This is a genomic window from Actinomadura litoris, from assembly GCF_009733595.1.
In the GTDB taxonomy this organism is placed as follows: Bacteria; Actinomycetota; Actinomycetes; order Streptosporangiales; family Streptosporangiaceae; genus Spirillospora; species Spirillospora litoris.
The window spans coordinates 738,956-765,102 of sequence record NZ_WOFH01000002.1 but is presented as its reverse complement, the minus strand read 5'-3'; the positions used below and the strand labels follow the sequence as shown (position 1 = coordinate 765,102).

At 75.7% G+C, this 26,147-nt stretch carries 23 protein-coding genes; 12 read left to right on the top strand and 11 right to left on the bottom strand.

Annotated features, from left to right (window positions below; genetic code table 11):
• Positions 1-6: 6 nt before the first annotated feature.
• Both GNZ18_RS07835 and GNZ18_RS07830 read right to left on the bottom strand, forming a co-directional pair.
• On the bottom strand, positions 7-666 hold the full coding sequence (locus GNZ18_RS07835; protein WP_156215495.1) for a GAP family protein: 660 nt from the start codon (positions 664-666) through the stop codon (positions 7-9).
• An 86-nt stretch (positions 667-752) separates the two neighbouring features.
• Positions 753-1,196, bottom strand: coding sequence for a nuclear transport factor 2 family protein (locus tag GNZ18_RS07830; protein WP_156215494.1), 444 nt, complete (start codon positions 1,194-1,196; stop codon positions 753-755).
• A 53-nt stretch (positions 1,197-1,249) separates the two neighbouring features.
• Here GNZ18_RS07830 and GNZ18_RS07825 point away from each other — a divergent pair, with 53 nt between their 5' ends.
• The 4 genes from GNZ18_RS07825 to GNZ18_RS07810 all read left to right on the top strand — a co-directional run bounded on the left by GNZ18_RS07825 (position 1,250) and on the right by GNZ18_RS07810 (position 9,851).
• Positions 1,250-2,233 (top strand): helix-turn-helix transcriptional regulator, encoded by a 984-nt coding sequence (locus tag GNZ18_RS07825; protein WP_156215493.1) that lies wholly within the window; start codon positions 1,250-1,252, stop codon positions 2,231-2,233.
• A gap of 678 nt (positions 2,234-2,911) precedes the next feature.
• The gene (locus GNZ18_RS07820) at positions 2,912-5,854 is read left to right on the top strand and encodes a helix-turn-helix transcriptional regulator (RefSeq protein ID WP_156215492.1); all 2,943 of its coding nucleotides are present in this window, start codon (positions 2,912-2,914) and stop codon (positions 5,852-5,854) included.
• Positions 5,855-6,103: 249 nt separating this feature from the next.
• On the top strand, positions 6,104-7,198 hold the full coding sequence (locus GNZ18_RS07815) for an alpha/beta hydrolase (protein WP_156215491.1): 1,095 nt from the start codon (positions 6,104-6,106) through the stop codon (positions 7,196-7,198).
• Between the two features lie 46 nt (positions 7,199-7,244).
• Positions 7,245-9,851: a GMC oxidoreductase gene (locus tag GNZ18_RS07810; protein WP_156215490.1), complete on the top strand. Its 2,607-nt coding sequence runs from the start codon at positions 7,245-7,247 to the stop codon at positions 9,849-9,851.
• A gap of 100 nt (positions 9,852-9,951) precedes the next feature.
• Here GNZ18_RS07810 and GNZ18_RS07805 read toward each other — a convergent pair whose 3' ends face one another.
• Entirely contained in the window at positions 9,952-10,491 is a 540-nt protein-coding gene (locus GNZ18_RS07805) for a CGNR zinc finger domain-containing protein (RefSeq protein WP_308166171.1), read from the bottom strand.
• A gap of 107 nt (positions 10,492-10,598) precedes the next feature.
• Between GNZ18_RS07805 and GNZ18_RS07800 the strand changes: the two genes are divergently transcribed.
• On the top strand, positions 10,599-11,363 hold the full coding sequence (locus GNZ18_RS07800; RefSeq protein ID WP_156215488.1) for a class I SAM-dependent methyltransferase: 765 nt from the start codon (positions 10,599-10,601) through the stop codon (positions 11,361-11,363).
• A 37-nt stretch (positions 11,364-11,400) separates the two neighbouring features.
• On the opposite strand, the gene GNZ18_RS07795 is transcribed toward GNZ18_RS07800, so the two are convergent.
• Both GNZ18_RS07795 and GNZ18_RS07790 read right to left on the bottom strand, forming a co-directional pair.
• Positions 11,401-11,829, bottom strand: coding sequence for a PPOX class F420-dependent oxidoreductase (locus GNZ18_RS07795; RefSeq protein ID WP_156215487.1), 429 nt, complete (start codon positions 11,827-11,829; stop codon positions 11,401-11,403).
• Positions 11,830-11,973: 144 nt separating this feature from the next.
• Positions 11,974-12,693, bottom strand: coding sequence for a nucleotidyl cyclase domain-containing protein (locus GNZ18_RS07790; RefSeq protein ID WP_216651191.1), 720 nt, complete (start codon positions 12,691-12,693; stop codon positions 11,974-11,976).
• Between the two features lie 361 nt (positions 12,694-13,054).
• Here GNZ18_RS07790 and GNZ18_RS07785 point away from each other — a divergent pair, with 361 nt between their 5' ends.
• The 3 genes from GNZ18_RS07785 to GNZ18_RS07775 all read left to right on the top strand — a co-directional run bounded on the left by GNZ18_RS07785 (position 13,055) and on the right by GNZ18_RS07775 (position 15,164).
• On the top strand, positions 13,055-13,654 hold the full coding sequence (locus GNZ18_RS07785; RefSeq protein WP_156215486.1) for a sigma-70 family RNA polymerase sigma factor: 600 nt from the start codon (positions 13,055-13,057) through the stop codon (positions 13,652-13,654).
• Positions 13,651-14,346: a zf-HC2 domain-containing protein gene (locus tag GNZ18_RS41915; RefSeq protein WP_156215485.1), complete on the top strand. Its 696-nt coding sequence runs from the start codon at positions 13,651-13,653 to the stop codon at positions 14,344-14,346. Before GNZ18_RS07785 ends, GNZ18_RS41915 begins: the two co-directional genes overlap by 4 nt.
• A gap of 83 nt (positions 14,347-14,429) precedes the next feature.
• Entirely contained in the window at positions 14,430-15,164 is a 735-nt protein-coding gene (locus tag GNZ18_RS07775; RefSeq protein WP_156215484.1) for a hypothetical protein, read from the top strand.
• 5 nt (positions 15,165-15,169) lie between these two features.
• Here GNZ18_RS07775 and GNZ18_RS07770 read toward each other — a convergent pair whose 3' ends face one another.
• Positions 15,170-15,985, bottom strand: a complete 816-nt coding sequence (locus tag GNZ18_RS07770; RefSeq protein WP_156215483.1) for an ABC transporter permease — start codon at positions 15,983-15,985, stop codon at positions 15,170-15,172.
• The gene (locus tag GNZ18_RS07765; protein WP_156215482.1) at positions 15,985-16,956 is read right to left on the bottom strand and encodes an ATP-binding cassette domain-containing protein; all 972 of its coding nucleotides are present in this window, start codon (positions 16,954-16,956) and stop codon (positions 15,985-15,987) included. The genes GNZ18_RS07770 and GNZ18_RS07765 overlap by 1 nt, the downstream gene beginning before the upstream one ends.
• Positions 16,957-17,050: 94 nt before the next feature.
• On the opposite strand from GNZ18_RS07765, the gene GNZ18_RS07760 reads away from it, so the two are divergent.
• Positions 17,051-17,812 carry a TetR/AcrR family transcriptional regulator C-terminal domain-containing protein gene (locus tag GNZ18_RS07760; RefSeq protein WP_312874366.1) on the top strand — a complete coding sequence of 254 codons (762 nt, stop codon included), beginning with the start codon at positions 17,051-17,053 and terminating at the stop codon, positions 17,810-17,812.
• A 15-nt stretch (positions 17,813-17,827) separates the two neighbouring features.
• On the opposite strand, the gene hrpB is transcribed toward GNZ18_RS07760, so the two are convergent.
• Positions 17,828-20,359 (bottom strand): ATP-dependent helicase HrpB, encoded by a 2,532-nt coding sequence (gene hrpB / locus GNZ18_RS07755; protein ID WP_156215480.1) that lies wholly within the window; start codon positions 20,357-20,359, stop codon positions 17,828-17,830.
• Positions 20,360-20,821: 462 nt separating this feature from the next.
• Here hrpB and GNZ18_RS07750 point away from each other — a divergent pair, with 462 nt between their 5' ends.
• Positions 20,822-21,487, top strand: a complete 666-nt coding sequence (locus GNZ18_RS07750; RefSeq protein WP_246249465.1) for an NERD domain-containing protein — start codon at positions 20,822-20,824, stop codon at positions 21,485-21,487.
• A 131-nt stretch (positions 21,488-21,618) separates the two neighbouring features.
• Here GNZ18_RS07750 and GNZ18_RS07745 read toward each other — a convergent pair whose 3' ends face one another.
• Together GNZ18_RS07745 and GNZ18_RS07740 are read right to left on the bottom strand one after the other, a co-directional pair.
• Positions 21,619-22,023 carry a hypothetical protein gene (locus tag GNZ18_RS07745; RefSeq protein WP_156215678.1) on the bottom strand — a complete coding sequence of 135 codons (405 nt, stop codon included), beginning with the start codon at positions 22,021-22,023 and terminating at the stop codon, positions 21,619-21,621.
• Positions 22,024-22,147: 124 nt separating this feature from the next.
• Positions 22,148-22,513, bottom strand: coding sequence for a hypothetical protein (locus tag GNZ18_RS07740; protein WP_312874365.1), 366 nt, complete (start codon positions 22,511-22,513; stop codon positions 22,148-22,150).
• A gap of 100 nt (positions 22,514-22,613) precedes the next feature.
• Here GNZ18_RS07740 and GNZ18_RS07735 point away from each other — a divergent pair, with 100 nt between their 5' ends.
• Complete coding sequence (locus GNZ18_RS07735) at positions 22,614-23,324, top strand: histidine phosphatase family protein (RefSeq protein ID WP_156215479.1); 711 nt, start codon at positions 22,614-22,616, stop codon at positions 23,322-23,324.
• Positions 23,325-23,334: 10 nt separating this feature from the next.
• On the opposite strand, the gene GNZ18_RS07730 is transcribed toward GNZ18_RS07735, so the two are convergent.
• On the bottom strand, positions 23,335-24,963 hold the full coding sequence (locus tag GNZ18_RS07730) for a GAF domain-containing protein (RefSeq protein WP_156215478.1): 1,629 nt from the start codon (positions 24,961-24,963) through the stop codon (positions 23,335-23,337).
• Positions 24,964-25,463: 500 nt separating this feature from the next.
• Here GNZ18_RS07730 and GNZ18_RS07725 point away from each other — a divergent pair, with 500 nt between their 5' ends.
• On the top strand, positions 25,464-26,105 hold the full coding sequence (locus GNZ18_RS07725; protein WP_156215477.1) for a hypothetical protein: 642 nt from the start codon (positions 25,464-25,466) through the stop codon (positions 26,103-26,105).
• The last annotated feature ends 42 nt before the right edge of the window (positions 26,106-26,147 follow it).

Below are 26,147 nucleotides of genomic sequence, written 5' to 3'. Positions count from 1 at the left end.
CGCGGCTCAGTCGATCAGGCCGCCGATCCCCTTGGCCATCAGGACGACGCCGATGACCAGCAGCAGCACCGACACGACCGTCGCGCGGTTCGGCTCCAGCCACGCCCCCAGGGCGTCCAGCCGGGGCCGCCACCGCTCGGCGTCGACCACGTAGACGACCACCGGGACGGCCACCCCGCACGCCGCGACCAGGGAGAACACCGCCACCGCCACGACCTGCCCGCCGACGCTCAGCATCCCCTGCGACACCGCGATCGCCGCCGCGACGAACATCAGCAGGTTCGTGGGATTGATGATCGACAGCAGCAGCCCCTGCTGGACGGCCCGCACCGGCGTGACGCCCGCCAGGCGGTCGCGACGGGTGTCCTCGTGCCGCCCCGTCCACTGCCGGACGGCGAGGGTGAGCACGAGGACGCCCAGCAACAATATGATCACCGACACCGATGTCTTCGGTTCGCCGGTGTCGGAATTCATGCCGATCACATTCGCGATCACCAGCAGCACCGTCGTCGTCGCGACGATGCCCGCCGTCCACCCCGCCAGGAACCCGAGCGCCGCGTCCCTCGCGCGCGGCGTCAGCAGCAGGGCCACGATCGCGATGATCGGGATCGGGCTGACCAGCACCCCCAAGGTGAGCGGCAGCACTTGCCGGATGACCTCGCCCATCTCGCCCCCGATTCGCCCCCGCCGATCGCCCCGACGGCCATACCCCCCTGACCAGCGGTGATACCTGGCTCGGGAACGCCGTGCCGCTACCGAACGCCCGCTTGGCGCGGCCCGGCGCCCTCCCCGCCACCCTGGAGCGCCTCGACGGCGGCCTTGGCGGCGGGCGGCGGCGGGTCGCCGAACTGGTGGTCGGTCATGATCAGCCCGTCGGCGCCGAGGGTGAGGAAGATGGCGCCCCTCCAGGCGATGTCCCCGCCGCCGGCGGGCAGCATGTGGCAGGTGAAGCGCAGGGCGTCGTGATGGCCGGTGGCGTCGCCCGCGGAGACGAAGACGTGGCCGCCGTCCCTGACGAGCCGGTCGTAGGCGGAGGTGACCCGCTCCTCCATCTCCTCAAGGCCGTGGTACTCGGCCGACTCGGTGTACTGCACGCAGTCCCCGGCCCACAGCTCGCGGATCATCGCGCGGCGCGCGGCGGGGTCGGGCTCGTTCCACACGGCGACGTAGCGCGTGACGAAGTTGTCGTAGTCCATGGCGGGACGCTACGGCGGGTCCACTGACAGGGAGTGTCAGTAGAGTTCGGGGCATGCGCGCGAGCCGTCTGGTGTCGATCCTGCTGCTGCTCCAGACGCGCGAGCGGATGACGGCGCGGGAGCTGGCCGAGCGGCTGGAGGTGTCCGAGCGGACGATCTACCGGGACGTCGAGTCGCTGGGCGCGGCGGGCGTGCCGGTCTACGGGGAGGCGGGGCACGAGGGCGGCTACCGGCTCCTCGGCGGCTACCGGACGCGGCTGACCGGCCTCACCGGCGACGAGGCCGAGGCGCTGTTCCTCACCGGGCTGCCCGCCGCGGCCGACGACCTCGGGCTCGGCGCGGTGGTCGCGGCGGCGGAGTTGAAGCTGATGGCGGCGCTGCCGGCGGAGGCGCGCGACCGCGGCACGCGGCTGCGGGCCCGGTTCCACCTGGACGCGCCGTCCTGGTACCAGGCCGGCGAGGCCGCCCCGCACCTGCCGGCGGTCGCGGACGCGGTGTGGCACCAGCGCCGCGTCCGGCTGCGCTACCGCCGCTGGGAGGCGCCGCACGAGGTCACCCGCCTCGCCGAGCCCTACGGCCTCGTCCTGAAGGGCGGGCAGTGGTACGTGGTGGCGCGCCGCGACGGGGAGTTCCGCACCTACCGGGTGTCGCGGATCCTCGACCTGGAGGTGCTGCCCGGGACGTTCGAGCGCGCCGAGGGCTTCGACCTCGCCGCGCACTGGCGCGGCTACCTCGCCGGGTTCGACGCGCGCCGGCACCGCGGCGAGGCGGTCGTGCTGCTGTCCCCCGCCGGGCTGGAACGGCTCCCGCACCTGGCCGAGGCGGCGACCGCGCGGGCCGCGCTGGAGACGGCCGAGCCCCGCCCGGACGGGTGGACGCGCGTCCGCCTGCCCGTCGAGTCCGACGAGCAGGCCGTGTCCGACCTGCTGCGCCTCGGCGCCGACGCCGAGGTCGTGGCCCCGGCGGGGCTGCGCCGGGCGATGGCCCGGACGCTCGCCGCGATGTCCGCCCGCTACGACGAAACCCGCCGAAAATGAACCTCCGAGAATGAGAACCTTTGGGCGGGGTCCCTCGTTGTCACTTCGGGTTCCCTTGGTCGAGCGGGCCCACAGGGACGGTCGGTCGCCCGGGTGGGGACGGTGCGCGAAAGCGCGCGGTCCGGGCACCGACCGTCCCTCCTTTTCCCGCCGTGCTCCCCGCCGCGCTCCCTGCCGTGCTCCCTGCCTTGCCGCCTCGACCGGCGCGGCACCCGGCCGGGTACGGCAGGCGGGGTGGAGGTCGCGCTTCTCCTCAGCCGCGCCCCGGAGCTCCTGATCCCGCGCCGGCCTGTGTAGACACCGTCCAAAAACCTAACTCCCCGCACCGGGCGGGGTTCGCGGTTTATGCTCGGCGCGTGCGGTCGCGACGGGGGCGTCGGCGGCGGCCTTCCGGCGGCGCGCCACGCCCGCGCCCGGAGGGCCGGACGGGGGCCTGGAGGGTGGGGCACGCATGGTGACGAGTCCGGAACGGTTTACCTCCCCGAGGTTGACACGGGGCCCTCCTCGGCGGTTGATAGCTATGGACAACTCGGTCCCGCCAGGGACCCGGCCCGCGGGGGCCGTGCCGTGATCATGGGCGTGTTGTCCCGTCTTATTGACGTATGACTCGATAAGGTATTTTCCGCGGATTCTCAGGTAAACGGCGTATCGACCGCCTGTCGCTGTTGGGGTGTGGACATGGAGGGTCGTACGGGCCAGCGCAACGAAGCGACCGCGAACGGCGCTCCCCTGGTCGGCAGGCGGGCCGTCCTCCACGACTTCGAGGAGGCCCTCGACGACACGGCGGCGGCGGCCTTCCGGTTCCTGGCCCTGGTCGGGGAGCCCGGCGCGGGCAAGACCCGGCTGCTGACCGAGCTGGTCTCGGCGGCGGACGCGCGCAAGCTCAGCATCCTGTCCGGCCGCGCGGCCGAGTTCGAGCAGGAGATGCCGTTCGGCGCGGTCGTCGACGCGCTCGACGACCACCTGGAGGAGCACTTCCCCGACCTCAGCCAGGCCACGATCCGGCTGCTGGCCCCCGTCTTCCCCGCGCTGTTCACCGCGCTCAGCGACGGCGTGGCCGCGGGCCCGCCCGGCGGCGCCGACACCACGCCCGTGGCGCGCTACCAGCTCTACCGGGCGGTGCGGCACCTGCTGGAGGAGCTGGCCGCCCCCTCGGGCCTCGTGCTGATCCTGGACGACGTGCACTGGGCCGACGACGCCACGATCGAGCTGCTGGACCACCTCGTCCGGCACCCGCCGCGCGCCCGGGTGCTGATCGCGCTGGCCTACCGTCCGGCGCAGGCGTCGGCGCGGCTGGCGGCGCTGGTGCAGGCGTCGGTGCGGGCGGTGGGCGGCCGGCGGCTGTCGGTCGAGCCGCTCACCGAGGCCGAGGTCGTCGAGCTGCTCGGCCCCCGCTTCAGCGGGACGCGCTCCCGCGAGCTGTACCGGGCGAGCGGCGGCAACCCCTTCTACCTGGAGGCGCTCGTCCGCACCCGCGAGCCGGTGACGGTCGGGCAGCCCGACGGCGACCTGCCGCCCGCCGTCCGCGCCGCGCTGCAACTGGAGCTGAGCGGCCTGTCGCCGGACGCGCTGCTGATCGCGCAGAGCGCGGCGGTCGCGGCCGACGAGTTCCCCCCGCTGCTGGCCGCCGCCGCGGCCGAGGTCAGCGAGGAGGCCGCGCTCGCGGCGCTGGACGAGCTGGTCGCCCGCGACATCGTCCGCCCGCACGCCGAGCGGTTCCGGTTCCGGCACCCGCTCGTGCGGCACGCCGCCTACCGGTCGGCGGCGGCCGGGTGGCGGCTCGCCGCGCACGGCCGGATCGCCGGCTACCTCACCGAGATCGGCGCGCCCGCCGCCGTCCGCGCCCGGCACATCGAGCGCTCCGGGCGCGCGGGCGACCGGCACGCGATCGCGACGCTGGTGGAGGCCGCGCGCGCGTTCGCCACGCAGGCCCCGGCGACGTCCGCGCACTGGCTCCAGGCGGCGCTGCGGCTCATGCCCGAGACGCGGCCCGAGGCGGCGCCCGGCGCCGAGAACGGCTCGGGCCTGCCGTCCCGGCTGGAGCTGATGATGGAGCTGGCGCAGGTCCAGACCGTCGGCGGGCACCTGGCCGAGGGCCGCGAGACCGCGCGCAGCGTGCTGAAGATGCTGCCCGAGGACGACTACGAGCGCCGGGCGCGGGCGGCCCGGCTCGCCGCGCTGATGGAGCGCCAGCTCGGCCGCCCGCACGAGGCGCGCGCCCTGCTGCTGGACGAGCTGCGCCGCATGCCCGACCCCCGCTCCCCCGCCGCCGTGCCGCTGCGGATGCGGCTGGTCGCCGAGCGGATGATGCGCATCGACTTCCGCGGCGCGCAGGCGGTGCTCGACCTGATGCCCGACGACTCCGAGGACTGGGAGCCCCACCTGAAGCTGGCCGTCGCGGCGCTGCGTCCGATGCCCGCGCTCGCGGCGGGCCGCGTGGAGGACGCGCTGCGCTACCTGGACGCCGCGAACGTCCTGGTCGACGGCGCCCCCGACGAGCACCTCGCCGAGTGGATGGACGCGATCGCCTGGCTGTGCTGGGCCGAGACGTTCACGGGCCAGTTCCTCAGCGCGGTGGGCAAGTTCCAGCGCGCCAGCGCCGTCGCCCGCAGGACGGGCCAGCTCTACGTCGTGACGAACCTGACCGCCGGCCTGGCCCGCGCCTACGGGATGCTCGGCCGGCTGGAGGAGGCGGCGGCCACCGCCGAGGAGGCCGTCGAGGAGGCGCGGCTGCACCACTCGGGGCAGCAGCTGGTGTTCGCGCTCACCCAGCAGAGCCTGGTCGCGGGCTGGTCGGGGGACGAGGAGTCCGCGCTGGCGCACGCCGAGGAGGCGATCGAGAGCGGCGCGGGCGTCGGCGAGTGGTGGGGCTCCATGGCCCGCTACGCGCGCGCGATGGCGCTGTTCGGCCTCGGCCGCCTCGACGAGGCCGCCGACGCCGTGGAGGTCGCGCTCGCGGGCCCGCTGGACCAGCGGACCCACCTGTCGCTGTGCGAGGCGATGGCGTGCCTGGAGGCGAGCCGGGGCCGCGCCGACGCCGCGCGGGGCTGGGTGGAGCGCACCGAGGGGTTCGTCATCCCCGGCCTGGAGGCGCACAACGCGCTCGCGCACCTGGCCCGCGCGCACGCGCTCCAGCTCACCGACGCCGACCGGGCGGCGCGGGAGGCGCTGCGGGCCGCGTCCATGTTCGAGGAGGCCGGGCACCAGATCGAGGCGGGCCGGGCCCGGCTGCGGGCGGGCACCGCGCACGCCGACGCGGGCGACCGCCCCGCCGCGCGCGAGCAGCTGCGGCTGGCCGCCGGGATCTTCTCCTCCTGCGGGGCGCGCACGCTGCACGCGCAGGCCGTCCGGGAGCAGCGCCGCATCGGCGTGCGGGTGCCCTCCAAGGGCGGGCGCCGCTCGGGGCTGCCCGGCGGGCTGTCCAAGCGGGAGTACGAGGTCGCCACGCTCGTCGTCGAGGGGTGCTCGAACTCCCAGATCGCCGAGCGGCTGTTCGTCAGCATCCGCACCGTCGAAACGCACCTGTCGCACATCTTCACGAAGTTCGGGGTGACTTCCCGGGTCGGCGTCGTGAGCGCCCTGACCCGCACCGAGGCCGACCCCGGTGCGCAGAGCGGCTGACCGGGCCTTACCCGGGTCGGGCGGTGGGCCGGGCGGCCGGATTGGAACGCACCAACCTGTCCATTCCCGGACAGTCGGGCAGGTTCCAGAACATCTGCGTCGCGAGGATCGTCACAGAGGTTACGTATGCCCGGTGCCGACGCGTCCCGTCCCCGCTGACCAGGTCGGGGAAGAAGTAAGGGTTTACCACGATGCCGCGTATGGGCCGGTCACCGCATCATCATTGCGGGGACGACGGAGGTGAGGAACATGACACGCACGATCTCGCGTTTCACACTCGAAGGAGTGCGGGAGGCCGATGTATCGGTGCATCCGTTCGGGACGGAGGACGGCCTCGGCCTGAACCTGACCCGCTTCCTGCGGAGCGAGAGCGACGACGTGGTCCTGCTCGTCCACGGGCTCACCTCCGCCAGCGACGTCTTCATCATGCCCGAGCACCGGAACCTGGCGAGCCACCTGCTCGACAACGGCTTCGGCGACGTCTGGGCGGTCGACTTCAGAATGAGCGGGCGCTTCCCCTACGACGGGGAGACGCACCGCTACAACCTCGACGACGTGGCTCTGTACGACTTCCCCGCGACGATGCGCGAGCTGCGCCGCCACGTCGGCGACCGCCGCGTGCACGTCATCGCGCACTGCCTGGGAGCGGTGTCGTTCTCGATGAGCCTGTTCGCCGGGCTGATCGACGACGTCGCGAGCCTGACCTGCAACAGCGTCTCGCTCACCCCCCGCGTCCCGGCGTTCTCCAAGCTGAAGCTGTCGCTCGGCACCTGGCTGCTGGAGTACGTGGTCGGGCTGCCGTTCATCGACCCGAGGTTCGGCCAGGCGCCGGCGTTCACGCGTCCGTGGATGCTGTCGCAGGCGGTGTCGCTGTTCCACGACGAGTGCCGGACGAGCGCGTGCCACATGCAGAGCTTCCAGTGGGGGGCGGGCAGGCCCGCGATGTACGAGCACTCCAACCTGCTGCCCGAGACGCACGCGCGGGTCGCCGACATCTGCTCGGCGTCCGGGCTGAACTACTACCGGCACGTCCGCAAGATGGTCGAGGCCGGCCAGTCGGTGAAGTACGCGCCGACCGACGCGCGGTACGCGCGCCTGCCGCTGAACTACCTGTCGAACGCGGCGGACGTGCGGACGCCCCTGCTGCTGCTCGCGCCCGACCGCAACCGGGTCTTCACCGACTCCAACATCCACCTGCACAAGATCCTGGAGAAGGCCGCGCCCGGACGCCACGAGCTGGCGGTGCTGCCCGGCTACGGGCACCTGGACCCCCTGATCGGCAAGAACTCCTACATCGACGTCTTTCCGCGCATCGTCGACTTCCTCAAGCGGCACAGCGCATGAGCACCGTGACGCTCACGAGCGGAAAGAACTCTGACTGGTGACTGGTATGGAACACGTTGACGCCGTGGTCGTCGGGTCCGGATTCGGGGGCTCGGTCGCCGCGTACCGGCTGGCCGAGGCCGGACGGTCGGTCGTGCTGCTGGAGCGCGGCCAGCCCTACCCGCCCGGCAGCTTCCCGCGCTCGCCGCACGAGATGGGACGGGCGTTCTGGGATCCGGCCGAGGGCCTGTACGGCATGTTCGACGTGTGGTCGTTCAAGGGCTGCGACTCGGTGGTGTCGGCGGGGCTCGGCGGGGGGTCGCTGATCTACGCCAACGTGCTGCTGCGCAAGGACGAGCACTGGTTCGTCACCGAGCGGTCGCTGCCGGACGGCGGGTATGAGTCGTGGCCCGTCTCCCGCGCCGACCTCGATCCGCACTACGACGAGGTCGAGCGGATGATGGGCGCGACCCCCTACCCGCTCGGCCAGCAGCCCTTCGACGACACCCCGAAGGCGCACGCCATGCAGGACGCGGCGGCCGAGCTGGGGCTCCAGTGCACGCTGCCGCCGCTCGCGGTGAGCTTCGCGGCCGAGCCGGGCGGCGCGCCGGGGCTGAGCCTGCCGATCGTCGACGCGGGGTTCCGCAACGTCCACGGGGTGGGGCGGCGGACGTGCAAGCTGTGCGGCGAGTGCAACATCGGCTGCAACGAGGGGTCCAAGAACAGCCTCGACCACACCTACCTGTCGGCGGCCGCGCACCACGGCGCCGACCTGCGCACCTCGCACGAGGTGAAGGCGATCCGGCCGCGGCGGGGCGGCGGGTACGAGGTCGACTACGTCCACCACGCCGACCTGACCGTGCGCGGGGGCCGCTCGCGGATGGCGACGATCTCGTGCGACCAGCTGATCCTCGGCGCCGGGACGTACGGGACGACGTACCTGCTGCTGAAGTCGCGCAAGGCGTTCCCGGGGCTGAGCCGCGCGCTCGGCACCCGCTTCAGCGGCAACGGCGACCTGCTGACGTTCCTGCTGAAGGCGAAGGACCGCAACCGCGTCCGGGCGCTGGACGCGGCGCGCGGCCCGGTGATCACCAGCGCGATCCGGCTGGCCGACGAGCTGGACGGGGTGCCGGGCGCGGGCCGCGGCGCCTACATCCAGGACGGCGGCTACCCGGGGTTCGCCGACTGGCTGATCCAGGGGCTCGACATCCGCAACGACTTCGAGCGCGTCGTGAAGTTCCTGTGGGACCGGTTCACCGAGTTCTTCAAGGACCGTCCCGACACGAACCTGTCCAAGGAGCTGTCGGACCTGATCGGGGAGGGCGCGCTGACGGTCAGCTCGCTGCCGCTGCTCGGGATGGGCCGCGACGTCGCCGACGGGCGGCTGCGGCTGGACGACGGCCGGCTCACCGCCGACTGGACGACGCGGACCAGCGAGGCGCACTTCGCGCGGATCCGCGAGACGATGCAGCGCATCGCGGACGTGCTCGGCGCCGAGTACGCCGACAACCCGATGTGGTTCCGCAAGCGGATCATCACGGTGCATCCGCTCGGCGGCGCCCCCATGGGCGCCCACAAGGACGAGGGCGTCTGCGACGCCTTCGGCGAGGTGTTCGGGTATCCGGGCCTGTACGTCGCCGACGGGGCGGCGATGCCGGGACCGGTGGGCCCGAACCCCTCGCTCACGATCGCCGCGCAGGCCGACCGCATGGCCACGCGGCTGCTGGAGGACGTGCCCGGACGACGGGGTACGGGCACGTCCTCCACGGTCCCATCCGGCCCCGCGCCGTCTTCGGACGCGGCGCACGGGAGCGCGCCTTCGGGGGGCGTTCCGTCCGGCGCGGGGGTCGGGCCGTCCCGGGGGAACGGCTCGGCGGAGGGGAGAGGCCGGGGCGGCTTGGGGAGCCGCTCCGGGGACCGCCCGGGGGACGGCGGTCAGGGGAACGACTCGACGTACGGTCCGGTCGTGGGCGGGGCGTCCGCCTCGCACACCGCCCGGAACGGATCGGTCCCGGGGAGCCACGGCGGCGTCGGGGGATCGCTCGCCGTGGCATCGGACCGGTCGCCGGCATCGGACCGTACGTCGCTGTCGTTCACCGAGGAGATGAAGGGCTTCGTCACCTACGGGGTGTCCGAGCCGCGGGCGGGGGAACTCGCGGACGGCCGCGAGGCGATGGCGTTCCGGCTGACGATCACGGCCGCGGACACCGACCGCTTCCTGGCCGAGCCCGAGCACACCGCGCTGGCCGAGGGATGGATCGACGCCGCTGGCCACGGGGGCCGGCGTCCTGTCCAGCGGGGCTGGTTCAACCTGTTCGCGCCCGGCGGCGCGGAGGATCGACGGCTGATGAGGTACCGGCTGTACTTCACCGACGGCGAGGACCGGCCCCGCACCCTGTCCGGCACCAAGAACGTGCTGCACGGCCCGCCGACGCGGATCTGGCCCGACACCTCCACGCTGTACGTGCGGATCCTCGACGGCCATGTCGGCGCGGACGCCGAGGACGGCGCGCGGGTGCTGGGCGCGGGCGTGCTGCACATCCAGCTGACCGACTTCGCGCGGCAGCTGGCGACGTTCCGCACGGCCGGTCCGGGCGGCGCCGGGAAGCTGGTCGCCTTCGGCCGGTTCTTCGCCGGCGAGCTGTGGGAGGTCTACGGCCCCGACGAACGGTAGGGGCCGTCCATGTTCGTGCAGGCCGAGGGAACTGCGGGGTGCTCTCGGCCTGCACCTCCTTCTGTCCGGAGCCGTCTTCGGGTCCGCGCTCGGGGCGCGGTCAGGGCGTCTGCGCGCGGGCGCGGAACGCGGCGGCCTTGACGCGGTTCTGGCAGGCGGTGGAGCAGAACCGGCGGGTGCCGTTGCGCGAGGTGTCGACGTAGACGCGGTCGCAGTGCGGCGCGGTGCAGACGCCGAGCCGGTCCTGGAGTTCGCTGCCGATGACGACGGCGAGGCCGGTAGCGCAGGGCGCGCCCCACATGTCGGCGACGCCCCGCCCGCGTCCGTGGAAGTGGACGTGCCAGGGCTCGCCGTCGTGGCGTTCCAGGCGCGGCCTGGCCTGCGTGGCGTCCAGCAGCGCGTTGACCCGCCCGGCCGCCGCGTCGACGTCGCCCGCGGCGACCGCCTCGAAGACGGCGCGCAGGTCGCGGGCGACGGCGGCCAGCTCGTCCAGCTCCGGGCGGCTGACGGGCACGCCGCCGCTGAGCGACAGGATCGCGCGGGCGGCCTCGGCCAGCTCGTCCGGAGCGGGAGGCGTGTAGGGCCGGCCGCGCCGCTCCCCCTCGGTGAACGCGTTCACCAGCTCCACGGCGGCCCGCACCACCGCGTCTGTATGACTGTTGAAGTTCACTTGACCAGTTACGCCCTCTCCGGTTAGCGTGTCACCGTCCAAAGGCTATACGACAGTCATACGAGGGGGTACGACCCATGCTCACCCGCGAGGTCGCCGACACGTGGATCACCCGCTGGGACGCGCAGCAGGAGGGGTACATCCCCGACCGCGAGGAGCGCTTCACCGTCATGATCGACGCGCTGGAGGCGGGGACCGGGCGTCCCGACCCGCTCATCCTGGACCTCGGCTGCGGCCCCGGCTCGCTCGCGGGCCGCGTCCTGGACCGCATCCCCGGCGCCACGGTCGTGGCGATCGACACCGACCCGCTGCTGATGGGGCTCGGCCGCGCCGTCCACGCCGGGCGCTCCGGGCTGGTCTTCACCGAGCTGGACCTGCGCGAGCCGGGCTGGGCCGCGCGGCTGCGCCTGGACCGGCAGGCCGACGCCGCGATCAGCACGACCGCGCTGCACTGGATCACCAGCGCGGAGCTGCGCGTCACCTACGGCGAGCTGGCGCGGGTGCTGCGCCCCGGCGGGCTGTTCCTCAACGGCGACAACCTGACGGTCGGCGACCGGGCGCCCGGCCTCGCGGCCCTGGACGCGGCGCTGCGCGAGCGCGAGACCGCGCGCCGGTGGGCGGACGAGAGCCCCGAGGAGTGGGGCCAGTGGTGGGACGCGGTCGCCGCCGAGCCCGCGCTCGCCGAACTGCGGGCGGCGCGCGAGGAGACCGTGGGCCACCACGGCTCGGAGTCGACGTTCTTCTCGGCGCACGAGGCCGCGCTGCGCGGCGCCGGGTTCACCGAGGTCGGCACGCTGTGGCAGCGCGGCGACAACCGCGTCCTGGCCGCCCTCCTGCCCTGAGCCCTGAGCCCTCAGCCCTCAGCCCCGGGCCCGGGGCTCAGCCGGCCGGGCGGCCGTAGAGGCGTTCGACGTGCAGGCGGATGACCAGGCGGCCGTCGGCGACCATCGCGCGGCGGTAGTCGTCCCAGTCGGGGTGCTCGCCGCGGATGTCGCGGTACACCGACACCAGCTCCTCGACGGCCGCGTCGGCGGGGTCGGCGGCGACGGCCGTCAGCTCGGCGGTGCCCTCGGCGACCGCGTAGGACCAGCCGTCGGCCGAGCTGACGTGCAGGCTGGCGCGCGGGTCGCGGGCCAGGTTGCGGGCCTTGGCGCGGTCGGCGGTGACCGACACCCGCACGAGGCGGCGCCCGGCGTCGTAGTGGTAGTTGACGTTGGACAGCTGGGGCCGCCCGTCCCGCTTGAGGGTGGCCAGCACCCCGAGGTCGTGCTCGGTCAGCAGCTTCGCCAGCCCCGCGTCGTCCGCCATCGTCCGCCTCCATCGCCGTTCGCCTGTCACCCGTTCGCCTGTCACCGGGGTCAACCCCGGCCACAGGCGATCACTTCCCGGTGCGGGCCGCCGCCGAACACCGGGCCGTGATCACCGGCCGTGATCACCGGGCGCGATCACCGGCTACCGGACGGCGAGCGCCGGGAAGTCGTACACCCGGGCCTGCGCGGCGGGCCGGCCCGCCGGCCCGCCGCGTCCCTCCCCGCCCGCCTCGCGCTCTCCGGCGGCGCGGCCGGTGAGGATGTACCCGCGGAAGGCGTCGCCCTTCGCGGTGACCTTGATCGGCTGGAACGCCTCCGGCGGCAGCGCGCAGAACCCGGTCTGCACGACGTCCTCGAACAGCGAGTCCGACACCACGTAGGCGAGGTCGCGGTCCGCGTCGGTGACCAGCAGGCGGCGCAGCGGCCCGGCGTCCAGCAGTCGCTGGACGACGATCGGCGCGTCGCCGGCGGGCCCGAACGGCCCGGCCGCCAGCGTGCCGTGGTGCAGGGCGAGCCGCACCCGCAGCCGGTGCCTGGCGCCGTCGCCGGCGGCGTCGTTGACCTCCGCCAGCGCCGCCGCGAGCCCGAGGACGAAGTCGCCGGCCACCGGCGCCGGGTCGACGCCCTCCGGCAGGGTGGCGAGCTCCCCGTCACCGCCGACCTGCTTCTCCCAGCGGGAGCGGTCGAGGCCGACGCCGAGCGCGGCCCGGTCCAGCGCGTCCGAGAGCTGCCGCTGCGCGAGCAGCTGCTCCCGCACGTCCCGCTTGCTGTACCCCTGGATGTCCACCGCCAGGAGCAGCCGGTAGAAGAGCTGGTGCCGCCTGTCGTGCTGGTTCCTGTCCTGTTCCCCGTTTCCTGTCACTCCCGATCCGCCCCTCGGTAGTCCTCCGAGCAAGTCGGGGCCGGTTGCCCCGCATTCGCTCCAGTGCATGGAGTGAGTGTGCCGGTTGGAGGACCGCCGTCGGTCGGTGCCCGGGGAGGGTGCCGCCTCCGTTCCCTGTGCCAGGTGGTGAGGTCTCTTGGACGCGTCCGCCGCGCTCACGGTGCCACAGGTAAGGAACTAGTGGCGAACTAATAAGGCCCCTTCTGGATTGTCCCGGTCCAGGGCTCGCCGACCGGCTCTCGGGCGCCCATTGAACCCTCTGCCGGGGGCCCGCCGTACTGCCCCCCGACGTGACATCAGACTCACGGTCCCCGTCCCCGCACCCCCGCCGGAGACCCCGATGGCCCACCGATCACCGGCCGCGACGACGGCGCCGCCCCGCGACCAGCCGCCCGACCGGTGGAGCTGGTTCCGCGGGCGGCCGCCGGCGGACGTGGACGACCAGGTCCTCGTCACCGAGCTGTACCGCGTGTACGGGCGGCCGCTGCTGTCGTTCGTGCTGCGGCTCACCGGCGGCGACCGGCACTGGGCCGAGGACGTGGTGCAGGAGACGATGATCCGCGCCTGGCGCAGCGCCCACCAGCTCGACGAGCGGGCGGCGTCGCTGCTGCCCTGGCTCGCGACGGTGGCGCGCCGGATCGTCATCGACGACCAGCGGCGCCGCAACGCCCGGCCGCAGGAGGCGGGCGAGGGCCCGCTGGAGAACCTGCGCGTCCCCGACGGGTTGGAGGACCTGCTGCGCTCGGTCGTCGTCTCCGAGGCCCTGCTGGCGCTGTCGCCCGCGCACCGGGAGATCCTTGAGGAGACCTTCTTCCGGGACCGCTCGGTCAACGAGGCCGCGCGGCGGCTCGGCATCCCCGTGGGCACGGTGAAGTCGCGCGTCTACTACGCGCTCCGGGCGCTGCGCGTCGCGCTGGAGGAGAGGGGGGTGACGCCGTGATCGCGGAACCGCCGCACATCGACGTCGGCGCCTACGCCCTCGGCCTGCTGGAGGAGCCGGACCGGCGGGCGTTCGAGGGGCATCTGCGGTCCTGTCAGGGATGCGGACGGGAGCTCGGCGCGCTGCGCGGGATCGCCGTGACGCTGGAGGGCATCACCCCGGACGCGCGGCCTCCGGCGGCGCCGCCCGAGCCGGTGAAGCTCGCCGACGCGCTGCGCCGGCGGGCCCGGCGGGGGCGGCGGCGCCGCGCGGCGCGGGCGGCGACCGGGCTGGCCGCCGGGATCGTGCTGCTGGGCGGCGCGGCCGGGGCCGGGTTCACGGCCGGCGCCGACCGCGGGACGTCCGCGCGCCCCGAGGCCCCGTTCCCGGACGGGCCGCGCCTGACCGCCGCCGACGCCCGGACCGGCGCGTCGGGGACGGTGACGGCGCTGCCGGTGCCCTGGGGCAGCCGGGTCGGGCTGCGGCTGACCCGCGTCCGGGGGCCGCTGGAGTGCGAGCTGGTCGCCGTGGACCGCGCGGGCCGGGCCCGGACGGTGGCGGGCTGGTCGGTCCCGGCGGGAGGGTACGGCCTGCCCGGGTCGGCGGCGCCGATGCTGACCGTGCAGGGCGGTACCGCGCTGCGGCCCGCCGACATCGCGCGGTACGAGGTCCGCGCGACGGGCGGGCGCACGATCCTGACCGTCCCGGCGTGAGGGGCGCGGTGCTCGCGGCGCGCCGCCGCCCCCGGCCGCACCGGACCGGCGGCGCGCCGCGTCCCACCCCCTAGCCTGGACGGATGAGCGCGACCCGATCCTCGCCCGGCCCCCGGCTGATGCTGCCCGGCCTCCGCGAGGTCTACGACGCCTACGTCCGGGAGGCGGACGCGCTGCCGTCGCTGCCGTCCGCCCTGCACGCGGAGGTGTGGGCGTCGCAGCGGCTCGGGAGCCTGGAGGGGGCGGCCCCGGACGCGCGGGCCGCCCGCGCCGCGCTCGCCGACCTGATCGTCTGCCTGCGCGCGGCGGGGACGCCGGGCGCGCGGGCGTTCCTGCGCGTGCTCGCCGCGATCGGCCCCCCGGAGGGGCGCGCGGCGGCGGGCGGCGCGGCGGACGCCTCCCCCGCTCCGGCCGCGCCCTGGGAGGGCGCGCTCGGACGGGTCGTCCCCGGCCAGGCGTGGCTGATCCAGGAGGGCCCGCTGGACGGCGACCGCCTGGTCTGCGAGTTCCGCTACGAGGGCGCGGGCACCGCCGGGATGCACGCGATCGCCGTCCGGCTGGCCTACGGCGGCGCGCTCACCGAGGCCGTGGCCGTCGGGGACGTGGCGGCGCTGATGGCGGCGGCGCGCACCGCGATGCAGGCCGAGCTGTGCGTCGTCCAGCCCTGTGGCGCGGCGGCGGCCGGGGCCAGGCTCCGCGCCGCCCTCCACGGCGCGGAGCCCCCGCCCGAGACGTGCTACCCGGCCCTGGCCCTGGCCCGCCACCGCGCCGGCCTCTTGTGCGGGGACGACCCCCCACACCCCCCGGAACGGGCCTGACCCCTCTAGCGGCCCATCACCCGGTAGCGGCGAGCGGCGAGCGGGAAGAACACCGCCGTGATCACCAGCGGCCACAGCACCGCGAGCAGCACGCTGTGCTGCGCCGCCCACGACCCGCCGGTCGGGCCCGGGTCGCCGAACAGCTCGCGGCACGCCGTGACGGTCGCCGACATCGGGTTCCACTCGGCGATGGCGCCGAGCCAGCCGGGCATCGTGTCGGGCACGACGAGCGCGCTGGACAGGAACCCGATCGGCCACACCAGGGTCTGGACGGCGGCGACCGACTCGGGCCCCTTGGCGACCAGGCCGAGGTAGACGCCCATCCAGATCAGCGCGAACCGCAGCAGGAGCAGCAGCCCGAGCCCGGCCAGCGCCCTCGCGGCGCCCTCGTGCGCGCGCCACCCGACCAGCAGCCCGCAGACCGCCATGACCGCGAGCGCGGCGACCGAGTGCAGCAGGTCGGCGGCGCCGCGTCCGGCGATGATGGCGGGCGGGGAGGTCGGCATCGCGCGGAACCGGTCGGTCACGCCCTTGGCGGCGTCCCCGGCGACGGCGGCGAACGTGGTCTCGATGCCGAACAGCATCGTCATCGCGAACATGCCGGGCATGATGAACTCGCGGTAGCCGCCGCCCCCGCCCGGGACGTCCATCTGGCCGCCGAACAGGTAGCCCATCATGAGCACGACCATCACCGGGAACAGCAGCCCGACGGCGACCTCGCCGGGGCGGCGCGCCCAGTGCGCCAGCGCCCGGCCGGTCAGCGTGCGGGTGTCGGCGACGGCCCAACGCAGCCGTCCCACGGGGGTCTCCGGAAGCGTCATCACGCGGGGACCTCCTTCCTGTCCTGGGCGGTGTCGCCGGTGAGGTGCAGGAACACCTCGTCCAGCGTGGGGCGGCGCAGCCCGATGTCGGCGACGCGCACGCCCGCGGCGTCCAGGGCGCGGACGGCCTCGGTCAGCGCGGCGGCGCGGCCCGCGGCGGGCGCGCCGACCCGCAGCGCGGCGGCGTCGACCTCGGCCTCGGCGCCGACGGCGCGGGCGAGGATCGCGGCGGCGTCGGCCAGCGCGGACGGGTCGTCCAGGACGACCTCGACGCGGTCGCCGCCGAGCCGGGCCTTGAGCCGGTCGGGGGCGCCCTCGGCGATGACGCGGCCGTGGTCGATCACCGAGATCCCGTCGGCGAGCCGGTCGGCCTCCTCCAGGTACTGGGTGGTGAGCAGGACGGTCGTGCCGCCCTCCACCAGGGCGCGGACCTCGTCCCACACCTCGGTGCGCGAGCGCGGGTCCAGGCCGGTGGTGGGCTCGTCCAGGAACAGGACGGGCGGCGCCAGGATCATCGAGGCGGCCAGGTCGAGCCGCCGCCGCATCCCGCCGGAGTACTGCCCGGCGGGGCGCCCGGCGGCCTCGGTCAGCCGGAACCGCTCCAGCAGCTCGTCGGCCCGGCGCCGGGCGGTGCGGGAGCCGAGATGGTAGAGGCGGCCGAACATGACGAGGTTCTGGCGCCCGCTGAGCACCTCGTCGACGGCGGCGTGCTGGCCGACGAGCCCGACGCGGGTGCGGACGCGCGCGGCGCCGCGCACGACGTCGTGCCCGGCGACGGTGGCGGTGCCGCCGTCGGGCCGGGTGAGCGTGGTCAGGACGCGGACGGCGGTGGTCTTGCCCGCGCCGTTCGGGCCGAGCAGCCCGTGCACGGTCCCGGCGGGGACCGCGAGGTCGAGCCCGGCGAGGGCCTCGGTGCCGCCGTAGCGCTTGCGCAGCCCCTCGGCGACGACCGCGAACTGTGGTGCAGTCATCAGTCTCCCATAACTCCGTACGCTATACGGATTTACCATTCCGACGACTATAACGTACGCAGTACAGAGTTTCATCCCTGGGAGGATGGCGAACGTGACGACCGAGTACAGCGGGGCCGGCGACCCCAAGCGCAGCCTGGAGCTGCTGTGGGGCGTCCAGGGCAGGCCCCGGCGCGGCCCGAAGCCCCGGCTCACCGTCGAGGCGATCGTGCGGGCGGCGATCGCGGCGGCCGACGCCGACGGGCTGGAGGCGCTGTCGATGCGCCGGATCGCCGAGGACCTGGGCGTGGCCACCATGTCGATCTACACCTACGTGCCGGGCAAGGCCGAGCTGGTCGATGTGATGCTCGACCGCGTCGTCGGGGAGCTGACGCCGCCGGAGGGCGGCGGCTGGCGCGACCGGCTGGAGCACATCGCCCGCGACAACTGGGCGCTGTTCCACCGGCACCCGTGGATGCTCCAGATCGCCGTGGCGCGCCCGCCGCTCGGCCCGGGCATGGTCGCCAAGTACGAGTACGAGCTGGCGGCCGTGGACGGCGTGGGCCTGACCGACCTGGAGATGGACTCGGTCGTCGCGCTGGTCACCGGGTTCGCCGAGAGCGCCGCGCGCGTCTCGGTCAACGCCGCCGAGGCCGAGCGGCGCAGCGGGATCAGCGACCTGGAGTGGTGGAAGGCGGCCGCGCCGGTGCTGGAGGAGCTGCTGGACCCGGCCGACTACCCGCTCGGCGACCGCGTCGGCACCGCCGCCGGGCAGGAGTACGGCGCGGTCCTCGCGCCGCGCCGCGCGTTCGAGTTCGGCCTCACCCGCATCCTGGACGGCATCGAGGTCCTCATCTCCTCCCGCTCCTCCCGCTGACGCCCGCCCCGCGCGTCAGCGGCGCCGCTTGGCGCGGCGGGTCGGGACGGCGCGCGCCGGGTCCTCGGGCCAGGGGTGGCGGGGGTAGCGGCCGCGCAGCTCCGCCCGCACCGCCCGGTACCCCTCGCGCCAGAACGAGGCGAGGTCGGCGGTGACGGCGGCGGGCCGGCCCGCCGGGGACAGCAGGTGCACCACGAGCGGCACCCGGCCGCCCGCCAGGCGCGGCGCCGCGTCCCACCCGAACAGCTCCTGGAGCTTCACCGCCAGAACCGGCCGCTCCCCCGTGTAGTCCACCCGGATCCGGGACCCGGACGGCACCTCCACCCGCTCGGGGGCCAGCTCGTCCAGGCGGGCGGCGAGGTCCCAGGGCAGCAGGCCGCGCAGCAGCGCCGCCACGTCGAGCCGCGCCAGGTCGGCGCGCCGCCGGGCGCCGCCGAGCCGCTCGCGCAGGTGCTCCAGCAGCGCCGCGTCGCCGACGTCGGGCCACGGCTCGCCCAGCGCGCCCCGCAGGAACGCCAGCCGTTCGCGGAGCGCGACGGCGGCGGGCGTCCAGGTCAGCAGCCCGAGCCCGGCCTCGCCCAGCCCGGCCAGCAGCGCGGCCCGCACCCGCTCGGGGTCGGGGTCGCGCAGCGGCCGGGCGTCCAGCTCGATCGCGCCGAGCCGCTCGACGCGGCGGGCGGCGACGTCCCCGTCCCGCCAGGCGACCTCGTCGGCCGCCGCCAGCAGCGGCGCGGCGGCGAACCGGGCCACCTCCTCGTCGATCACCACCGCCTGCCGCACCCGCGCCGACGCGCTCCCGGCGGGCCGGTCGGCGGAGGCGACGGCGAGCCATCCCGCCCGCGCCCCGGCGAGCGCCGACCCGGCGGCGAGCACCGCGCCGGTCCCCGACGCCATCAGGTAGCCGTCGCGGTCGCGGGCGCGCGCCACGCGTTCGGGGAACGCCAGCGCCACCACGACGCCCGCCACGGCGTCGTCGCCGCGCCACTCCCCCGCCGGGGCCTTCTCCTCGCCGGGAAGGGCGGCCTGGAGGCGGCGCGCCTCGTCCCGCCAGCGCGCGGCGTGCGGCCCCGCCGGACGGGACGCGCGGCGCAGCACCCGCCAGGTCGCGGCGAGGTCGTCGCCGTCCGCGCGGGGCGGCGGCTCCGACAGCAGCGCGACGATCTCGGCGGCGGGCCGGGCGCCGACCTCGCGGGCGCCGTCGACCAGCGCGCGGGCCAGCCGGGGGTGGACGCCGACGCGGGCGAGCGCGCGCCCCCGGCCGGTGACGCGTCCGCCGCGGACGGCGCCGAGCGCGCGCAGCACGGCGCGGGCGGCCTCCAGCGCGGCGGCGGGCGGCGGGTCGGTGAGGGCCAGGCCGCTCGCGTCCGGGTCGCCCCAGCAGGCGGCCTGCAGCGCGAACGCGGTGAGGTCGGCCAGCTCGATCTCGGGGCGCGGCCGGGCGGGCAGCCGGTCGTGCTCGGCCTCGGGCCAGCAGCGGTAGACGGTGCCGGGGGCCTCGCGTCCGGCGCGTCCGGCGCGCTGGTCGGCGGTGGCGCGGGACGCGCGGACGGTGGTCAGCGACCCGAGCCCGCGCGCGTGGTCGGTGCGGGGCTCGCGCGCCAGCCCGGAGTCGACGACGACCCGCACGCCCGGCACGGTCAGGCTCGACTCGGCGACGGAGGTGGCGAGGACGACCCGGCGCCCGGCGGCGGGGGCGAGCACCGCGTCCTGGACGGCGGCCGGCGCCTGCCCGTGGATCTGGAGCACCTCGGCGGGCAGGTCGGACAGCTGCCCGGCGACCCGGGCGATCTCCCCCACGCCCGGCAGGAAGCACAGCACGTCGCCGTCGTGCCCGGCGACCGCGCGGCGGACGGTGGCGGCGACGTGCGCGAGGAGCGCGGGGTCGACGCGCGTCCCGTGCGGCGGCGGGAGCGGGCGCTCCGGCGGCGCCCAGACGGTCGCGACCGGGTGCAGCGCGGCCTCGGTCTCCACGACCGGCGCGCCGCCCAGCAGCCGCGACCAGGGCGCGGTGTCGGCGGTCGCGGACGCGGCGACCAGCGCCAGGTCGGGACGCAGCGCGGCGCGCACGTCCAGCAGGAACGCCAGTGCGGTGTCGGCGTCCAGGTGGCGCTCGTGGCACTCGTCCAGGATCACCGTGCCGGTCCCGGCCAGCTCGGGGTCGTCCTGGAGGCGGCGCAGCAGGACACCGGTGGTCACCACGTCGACCAGCGCGCCCGGACGCGACTCCCCCCGCACGACCACGCCGACCCGCCCGCCGACGCGCTCCCCCAGCAGCCACGCCATCCGGCGCGCGGCGGCGCGGGCGGCGAGCCGGCGCGGCTCCACCACGACCACCTTGCCGCCCCGGGGCGGGCCGTCCGGGCCGTCCGGGCCGGCGAGGGCGAGCCCGGCCAGCGCGAGCGGGACGAGGGTGGTCTTGCCGGTGCCCGGCGGCGCGGCCAGGACGGCGGCGCCGTGCCCGGCGAGGGCCGCGCGCAGCGCCGGGACGGCGCGGTGGACGGGCAGGCCCTCCGCGTCCGGCAGGCGCGAGGAGCGGGTGTGCTGCATCGCTCCAGTGTGGCGGGAGCGCGGGGCGGGGCGCACGGCGGCAAGGCACGGCGGTGGTGCGGGCGCGGCCCCTTACCGTGTCCGGGAGGTGATCGTCCAGGTGAGAAATGCCACTGCCGCGAAAGGGGCCGTGCGGGTTACGGTGATAGTTGCACCGAGCATTTCGTCCATTTCTCTAGAACGTTCTAAAGAAATTCTCAAGAATCATCCGGGCCGGTTGGCGCGTAAGACCAGGTTAGCACCCGTTTTCGCCCCCGAAGTGGCCGTGGAGCCTGAGTTATCTCACCGGTGGAAGTGTGGCGACAATGGCCTAGGTATCCCCATAATGGGAGCGTCGCAGCAGGGTGCCGGGAGGTTCGGATGTTCGGCGGCTCGATCTACACCAGGGATAGGGCGGCGTTCACGGGTGGTTCGCCACAGGCCGTTTACGAGGAGCTCTGGCAGCGGGACCGAAAGGGGCGGTTGCGGACCCGCGCAATTCTGGCGGGCCTGGCGTTCGCACTGTGCGGGGCGCTGGTCAACGGCGTTTTCGGAATCGCGGTCGCGCTGCTGGTGGCGGGCGCCGACACACTGGTGCATTGGCGGATTTACCACGCGTCCCACGTGTGGCGCCGCGGGTTGCGCGGCGAGGAGCGGATGAACCGGATCCTGCGCCTCACCCTGGAGCGGCGCGGCCACCGGATCCTGTTCGCGCGGACCGTCCCCGGGCACGGCAGCGCCGACGAGCTGGTCGTCGGCCCCGGCGGGCTGTGGCTCGTGCACAACGAGGCGTGGCAGCCCGACTTCGAGCTGTCCCACCACGGCGGCAGGCTGTTCATCGAGGGCCGCACCCAGTCCAAGCTCGTCCGCGAGGTGACCGCGCGGGCCGACGCCGCCGCCCGGCTGATCTCCGACCGCTCGGGGATCCCGGTGAAGGTCAGGCCGGTGCTCGCCGTGCACGGCGGGCGGATGCCGCGCCGGACGCCGTTCGAGGCCGACGGCATCACCTTCGCCCGGCCCCTGAAGCTGATCTGGTGGATGCGGCGCAACCCCTCCGCCGACTACTCCGCCGACGAGGTGGAGGAGATCGCGCGCGCCGCCGTCCACGCGCTGCCGATCGGCGGCCGCGTGATGCCGGCCTCGGTATGAGCAGCGGTGCGGACACCGGTGTGCACAGCGGCTTCAACGGCGGCGTGGGCACCGCCGCCGCGCGGGGCGGCGGGACGCGCGGCGCGGGCCGCGCGGCCGGGCGCCCCCCACGACACCTGTGGCCGGAGGGCTCACCCGCCGCCCACAGGGCGCCCACCGCCCGTGTGGGGCCCGCCACCCGTGCGGGCGGTGCGGCGCAGCCACAGCAGCCCCACGACCGGCAGGACGAGCGGCACGAACCCGTAGCCGCGCCCGAACCCGGACCAGACCGTCGCGTCCGGGAAGGCCGCCGAGTCGATGAGGCTCAGCGTCCCCACGACCAGCACGCCGGCCAGTTCCACCGAGCACGCTGCGACGGCGACGCGGAACGAGGCGGCGCCGCCGCGGGCCAGCGCGACCGTCGCCAGGACGTAGACGACCGCCGCGACCGCCGACAGCGTGTAGGCCAGCGGGGCGTCGGAGAACCGGGTGCCGATCTGCACCCCGGCGCGCGCTCCGGCGGCGAGCGCGAAGATCGCGTAGACGGCGACCAGCAGCCGCCCGGGCCCGGTGCCCGTGGCGGTGGGGCGGGCCCCCGCGGTGCCCGTGCGGTCCTCGGTGCCGGCGCGGGCACCGTCGTCCGCACGGGCTCCGGGCCCGACGGCTCCGGGCCGCTCGCGCTCAGACACCGGTGCCGTCCCAGATCTGCCGCATCCTGACGACCATGACCGCGACGGCCAGGCAGGCGACGACGATCACGCCGGGGCCGTAGCGGGAGCGTTCGAGCACGCCCCACCCGGCGCCCGCGAGGGGCACCAGCAGCGCGCCCAGCATGTAGCCGATGAACGTGGCGGGGCTCTCCGGCCCCTCGTCCCCGGCGATCTTGACGAACCCGACCACGACCTGCGCGACCAGCAGCACCTCCAGGACGCCGAGGACGATCAGGTGCGGCAGGCCCATCGCCCGGTCGCGCACCGTCGTCACCAGGGCGTGGGCGGCGGCCACCAGCGCCACCGCGATGATCGCGGCGGCCAGCACGTTCGTCACGGAACGACACAGTACTACCGGCTGTAGAGCGACACCGAACCGGCCGGTCCGCCGCCGGGCCGCCGCAGCCCCGGCGCGGCGGCCCGGCGGGGATGGCAGCATGGCGGGGGTGAACGCGCTCCAGTGGCTCAACCTGACCCGGCACGGTGAGAGCACCGGCAACGTGGCCTACCGGTCGGTGCTCGGCACCGACGCGGAGGAGACCGGCATCACCGAACGCGACGCCGACATCCCCCTCTCCGGCACCGGCCGCGCGCAGGCCGCGGCGCTCGGCCGGTGGCTCGCCGCGCTCCCCGAGGACGAGCGCCCCACGCTCGTGGTCGCCTCGCCGTACCTGCGCGCGCTCGACACCGCGCGGATCGCCCTCGCCGAGGCCCCCTACACCGTCCCGCTGCGGGTGGACGAGCGGCTCCGCGACCGGGAGCAGGGCGTCCTTGAGGGCCTCACGCCGACCGGCGTCCGCCGCCGCTTCCCCGCCGAGGCCGAGCGGGCGCGGCGCCTCGGCAAGTTCTACTACCGGCCGCCGGGCGGCGAGTCGTGGACGGACCTGGCGCTGCGGCTGCGCGGCTTCTACCGCGACCTGGAGGCGGAGGCGCCGGGCGGGCGGGTGCTGGTCGCCACGCACGATGCGATCGTGGTGGTGTCCCGGTACCTGGTGGAGGGCCTGTCCGAGCGGGAGGTCCTGGAGATCGAGAAGGAGCCGGTCGGCAACGCCTCGCTGAGCCGCTGGCGGCAGGACGGCGGCGGGCTGCGCGCGGTCTCCTACAACGACAGCACGCACCTGACCTCGGCGGGCTTCCCGGCCCACTGACGCCCCCGGGTCACTCGCCCTCCAGCAGCCGGTCGCGGCGCGAGGCGACGGCGGGCAGCCGCGGGTCGCCCGGCGGCAGGACGGCGCGCAGCCGCTCCAGCACCTCCAGGTCGGCGCGGCCGGGCTCGGTCTGGGCGTAGGTCCACAGCGCGTCCGCACCGCCCCGGTCGAGGGCCTGCCGCCGGACCAGGACGGCGAGCTCGTCGCGTTCGGCGCGGACGGCGGGCGCGTCCGAGCCGGGCAGCAGCTCGCCCCCGTACAGCCGGACGGCGGCGGTGACGTCGCCCTCGTCCAGCAGCCGCCGGACGGTACGGAAGTCGGCCTCGACCGCGCAGCCGAGCCGGTAGGGCTTGGCGTGCACGAGACCGCCGAGCTGCGCCCGCAGCCGGTGGATCTCGGCGCGGACGGTGCCGGGGCTGCCGGCGTCGCCGTACAGGTACCACGACAGGCGGTCGCCGGTGAGCCCGGCGGGGTGCAGGGCGAGCAGCGCGAGGATCTCGGCGTGCCGGGGCGTGAGCGGCAGGTGCGCGCCGTCCAGCCGCGCGGAGGGCTGGTCGGTGCCGAGCAGCGTCAGCGTCAGCAGCGGCCCCGCGCCCGGCCCGGCGCCCGGCCGCGCCACCGCGGCGGCGGCCGGCCCGCCCGCCGGCCTTTCCCGGAGGCCACGCTTGGAGGGCAGCCGGAGAAGGAAGACCTCACCGAGCGGTTCGGCGACCGCCGCCCGCCCGTCCGGGAGCGCGACCGCGCCGCCGGGGACGGGGACGGCGAGCCGGCGCCCGGACCAGCCGTCCGCACCGCCGTCCGGGGCCGTCGCCGAGGAGCCCGGCCCGGCGGCGAGGACCCGGCCGGTCGCGGTCAGCAGCAGCCCGCCGCCGCGCAGGCCCCGCAGCCGGGGCAGGAAACGCTCGCGGAGCCCCTCGTCGCGCCGCCGCATGTCCAGCTCCAGCCGCGCCTCGGCGAGCCGGGCCACCGCCGCGACCAGCGCGACCGTCGCGGGATGCAGGGTCTCGGCGACCGCGCTGACATCGACGCAGCCGATCACCCACCCGGAGTCGGGGTCGGTGATCGGCGCGCCCGCGCACGACCAGCGGTGCAGGACGCGCGCGACGTGCTCGGCGGCGTAGACGTACTCGGGGCGGCCGGTGGCGAGGGCGGTGCCGATGCCGTTGGTGCCGACCGACCCCTCCGACCAGCAGAACCCCGCCGTCAGCCCGACGGCCTCGGCGGCGCGCCGGGTCGCGGGCGGCCCGTGCGTCCACAGCGCGTGACCCGCCTCGTCGGCGACCACCATCAGGTGGTCGGACTCGTCGGCGACCCGGCGCAGCAGGTCGCGCAGCAGCGGCAGGTGCCGGTCGAGCGGGTGCGCGCCGCGCGCGTCGGCGAGGGCGTCGCGGTCGAACACCAGCGGCGCCGCGCGGACGCCGCCGTCGACGCCCGCCTCCCGGGACCGCCGCCACGACTCGGCGATCGTCCGCCGCACGGCGGCCATCGGCCCGGCGGGAGGCGGCAGCAGGGCGTCGGGGTCGCCGCGCCCCCGGACGGGCTGGTGCGCCGCCTCGTGCGCGAGGGCGATCCCGCGCGTCAGATCACCCGGCTCGCGGCACGCGTGCGGCGCCGGCGCGGCCTGGTCGTGCACCACCATCAGCCCTTCCCCCGTGGAGACAAGACACCCCGGCCCCGTTCGAAGGATCGGCCCATTCCGGAGGCGGCGCAACCGATTCCCCGGAACCGGCCGCCCTCAAACCGATACGCAGAGTAGTCAGTCGGTCGCAACGTGCATGCAACGTCGCGGCGCTTACCGTACCTCCACGCCGGGGAGCGGGGGGCCGTCCGCCCCCACCGCCCCGCGCGCGTCCGGGGGACACGCGCGGGCGGGCGGCCGACATCGGCCGCGTCCGGCGCGAGGGGGAGGGAAGAGGGGGAGGAACGAGCATGCTGTGTCTGACCTGTCAGCGGGTCCGCCCGGCCCTGAGCCGGACCGACTACACCGCCGACCGCGCCCGGCTCATCGTCAGCCGGGGGCTGTGCACGTGCCGCGTCGCACCCGTCCAGCGGACCGCCACGCAAAGTACATGAACCCTTTCACGGCGGTTCGCCTACAGTTAAGGAGCACCCCGTTCGCCGGCTCCTGGAGGGAGCACCATGACCATGATCCCGGGTCTTGTCCGCCGCACCGCCATCGAGGCGGAGCGCCACCTGCGCGAGGGTGCCCGCGAGGGTGTGCGCCTGCTCGGCAGACTCGGACGGGACCTGGAACGCGTCGAGGAGATCGGCCGGCTGCTGCCCGCCCTCGCCGAGCGTATCCGCGCCCTAGAGGAGAGCGTCCGGGCGCGCGAGGCGGAGCTCGCGGGCCTGCGCGCCGAGGTCGACTCCCTGGTCGGGCAGCTGAACGACCGCGTCCTGCCGCGCATCGACGAGCGGATGGACGACACCGAGCGCGACCTGACCGCCGTGGCCGCGGGCCTGATCCGCACCGGCCGCGACACCGCCGCCGGACACGCCCGCCTCGACAGCGCCGAACGCCGCCTCGGCGACCTGCGCACCAAGCTCGGCCAGATGGAGCAGCGCGCCGGGCTGTGGCGCGACGTGCAGGCCAGCGTGGCCCGGCTCGGCGACGACGTCGACGCCCTGCTGGTCGGCGCCGCCCGCGACAGCGCCGTCGGCGAACGCGCGGCCCTGCGCCCGGCGGGTCCGCCCGCCCCCGTCCCCGACCCGGTGCCCGACCACGCGCCGCCCGTGGCCGCCGAGCACGCCGCCGAGCACGTCACCGACCGCCCCGCCTGACCCGTCCGCGCGGCCCGGCCGACCCGCCCGCACCCGGCCCTG

Coding starts and splice junctions, on each gene's coding strand:
- GNZ18_RS07795 (WP_156215487.1), bottom strand. CDS start 11,829: ATGGCGGACGACGCGGGGCTGGCGAAGCTGCTGACCGAGCACGACCTC.
- GNZ18_RS07810 (WP_156215490.1), top strand. CDS start 7,245: ATGGAACACGTTGACGCCGTGGTCGTCGGGTCCGGATTCGGGGGCTCG.
- GNZ18_RS07735 (WP_156215479.1), top strand. CDS start 22,614: ATGGCGGGGGTGAACGCGCTCCAGTGGCTCAACCTGACCCGGCACGGT.
- GNZ18_RS07765 (WP_156215482.1), bottom strand. CDS start 16,956: ATGACTGCACCACAGTTCGCGGTCGTCGCCGAGGGGCTGCGCAAGCGC.
- GNZ18_RS07770 (WP_156215483.1), bottom strand. CDS start 15,985: ATGACGCTTCCGGAGACCCCCGTGGGACGGCTGCGTTGGGCCGTCGCC.
- GNZ18_RS07785 (WP_156215486.1), top strand. CDS start 13,055: ATGGCCCACCGATCACCGGCCGCGACGACGGCGCCGCCCCGCGACCAG.
- GNZ18_RS07825 (WP_156215493.1), top strand. CDS start 1,250: ATGCGCGCGAGCCGTCTGGTGTCGATCCTGCTGCTGCTCCAGACGCGC.
- GNZ18_RS07835 (WP_156215495.1), bottom strand. CDS start 666: ATGGGCGAGGTCATCCGGCAAGTGCTGCCGCTCACCTTGGGGGTGCTG.
- GNZ18_RS07775 (WP_156215484.1), top strand. CDS start 14,430: ATGAGCGCGACCCGATCCTCGCCCGGCCCCCGGCTGATGCTGCCCGGC.
- GNZ18_RS07815 (WP_156215491.1), top strand. CDS start 6,104: ATGACACGCACGATCTCGCGTTTCACACTCGAAGGAGTGCGGGAGGCC.
- GNZ18_RS07820 (WP_156215492.1), top strand. CDS start 2,912: ATGGAGGGTCGTACGGGCCAGCGCAACGAAGCGACCGCGAACGGCGCT.
- GNZ18_RS07800 (WP_156215488.1), top strand. CDS start 10,599: ATGCTCACCCGCGAGGTCGCCGACACGTGGATCACCCGCTGGGACGCG.
- hrpB (WP_156215480.1), bottom strand. CDS start 20,359: ATGCAGCACACCCGCTCCTCGCGCCTGCCGGACGCGGAGGGCCTGCCC.
- GNZ18_RS07725 (WP_156215477.1), top strand. CDS start 25,464: ATGACCATGATCCCGGGTCTTGTCCGCCGCACCGCCATCGAGGCGGAG.
- GNZ18_RS07830 (WP_156215494.1), bottom strand. CDS start 1,196: ATGGACTACGACAACTTCGTCACGCGCTACGTCGCCGTGTGGAACGAG.
- GNZ18_RS07730 (WP_156215478.1), bottom strand. CDS start 24,963: ATGGTGGTGCACGACCAGGCCGCGCCGGCGCCGCACGCGTGCCGCGAG.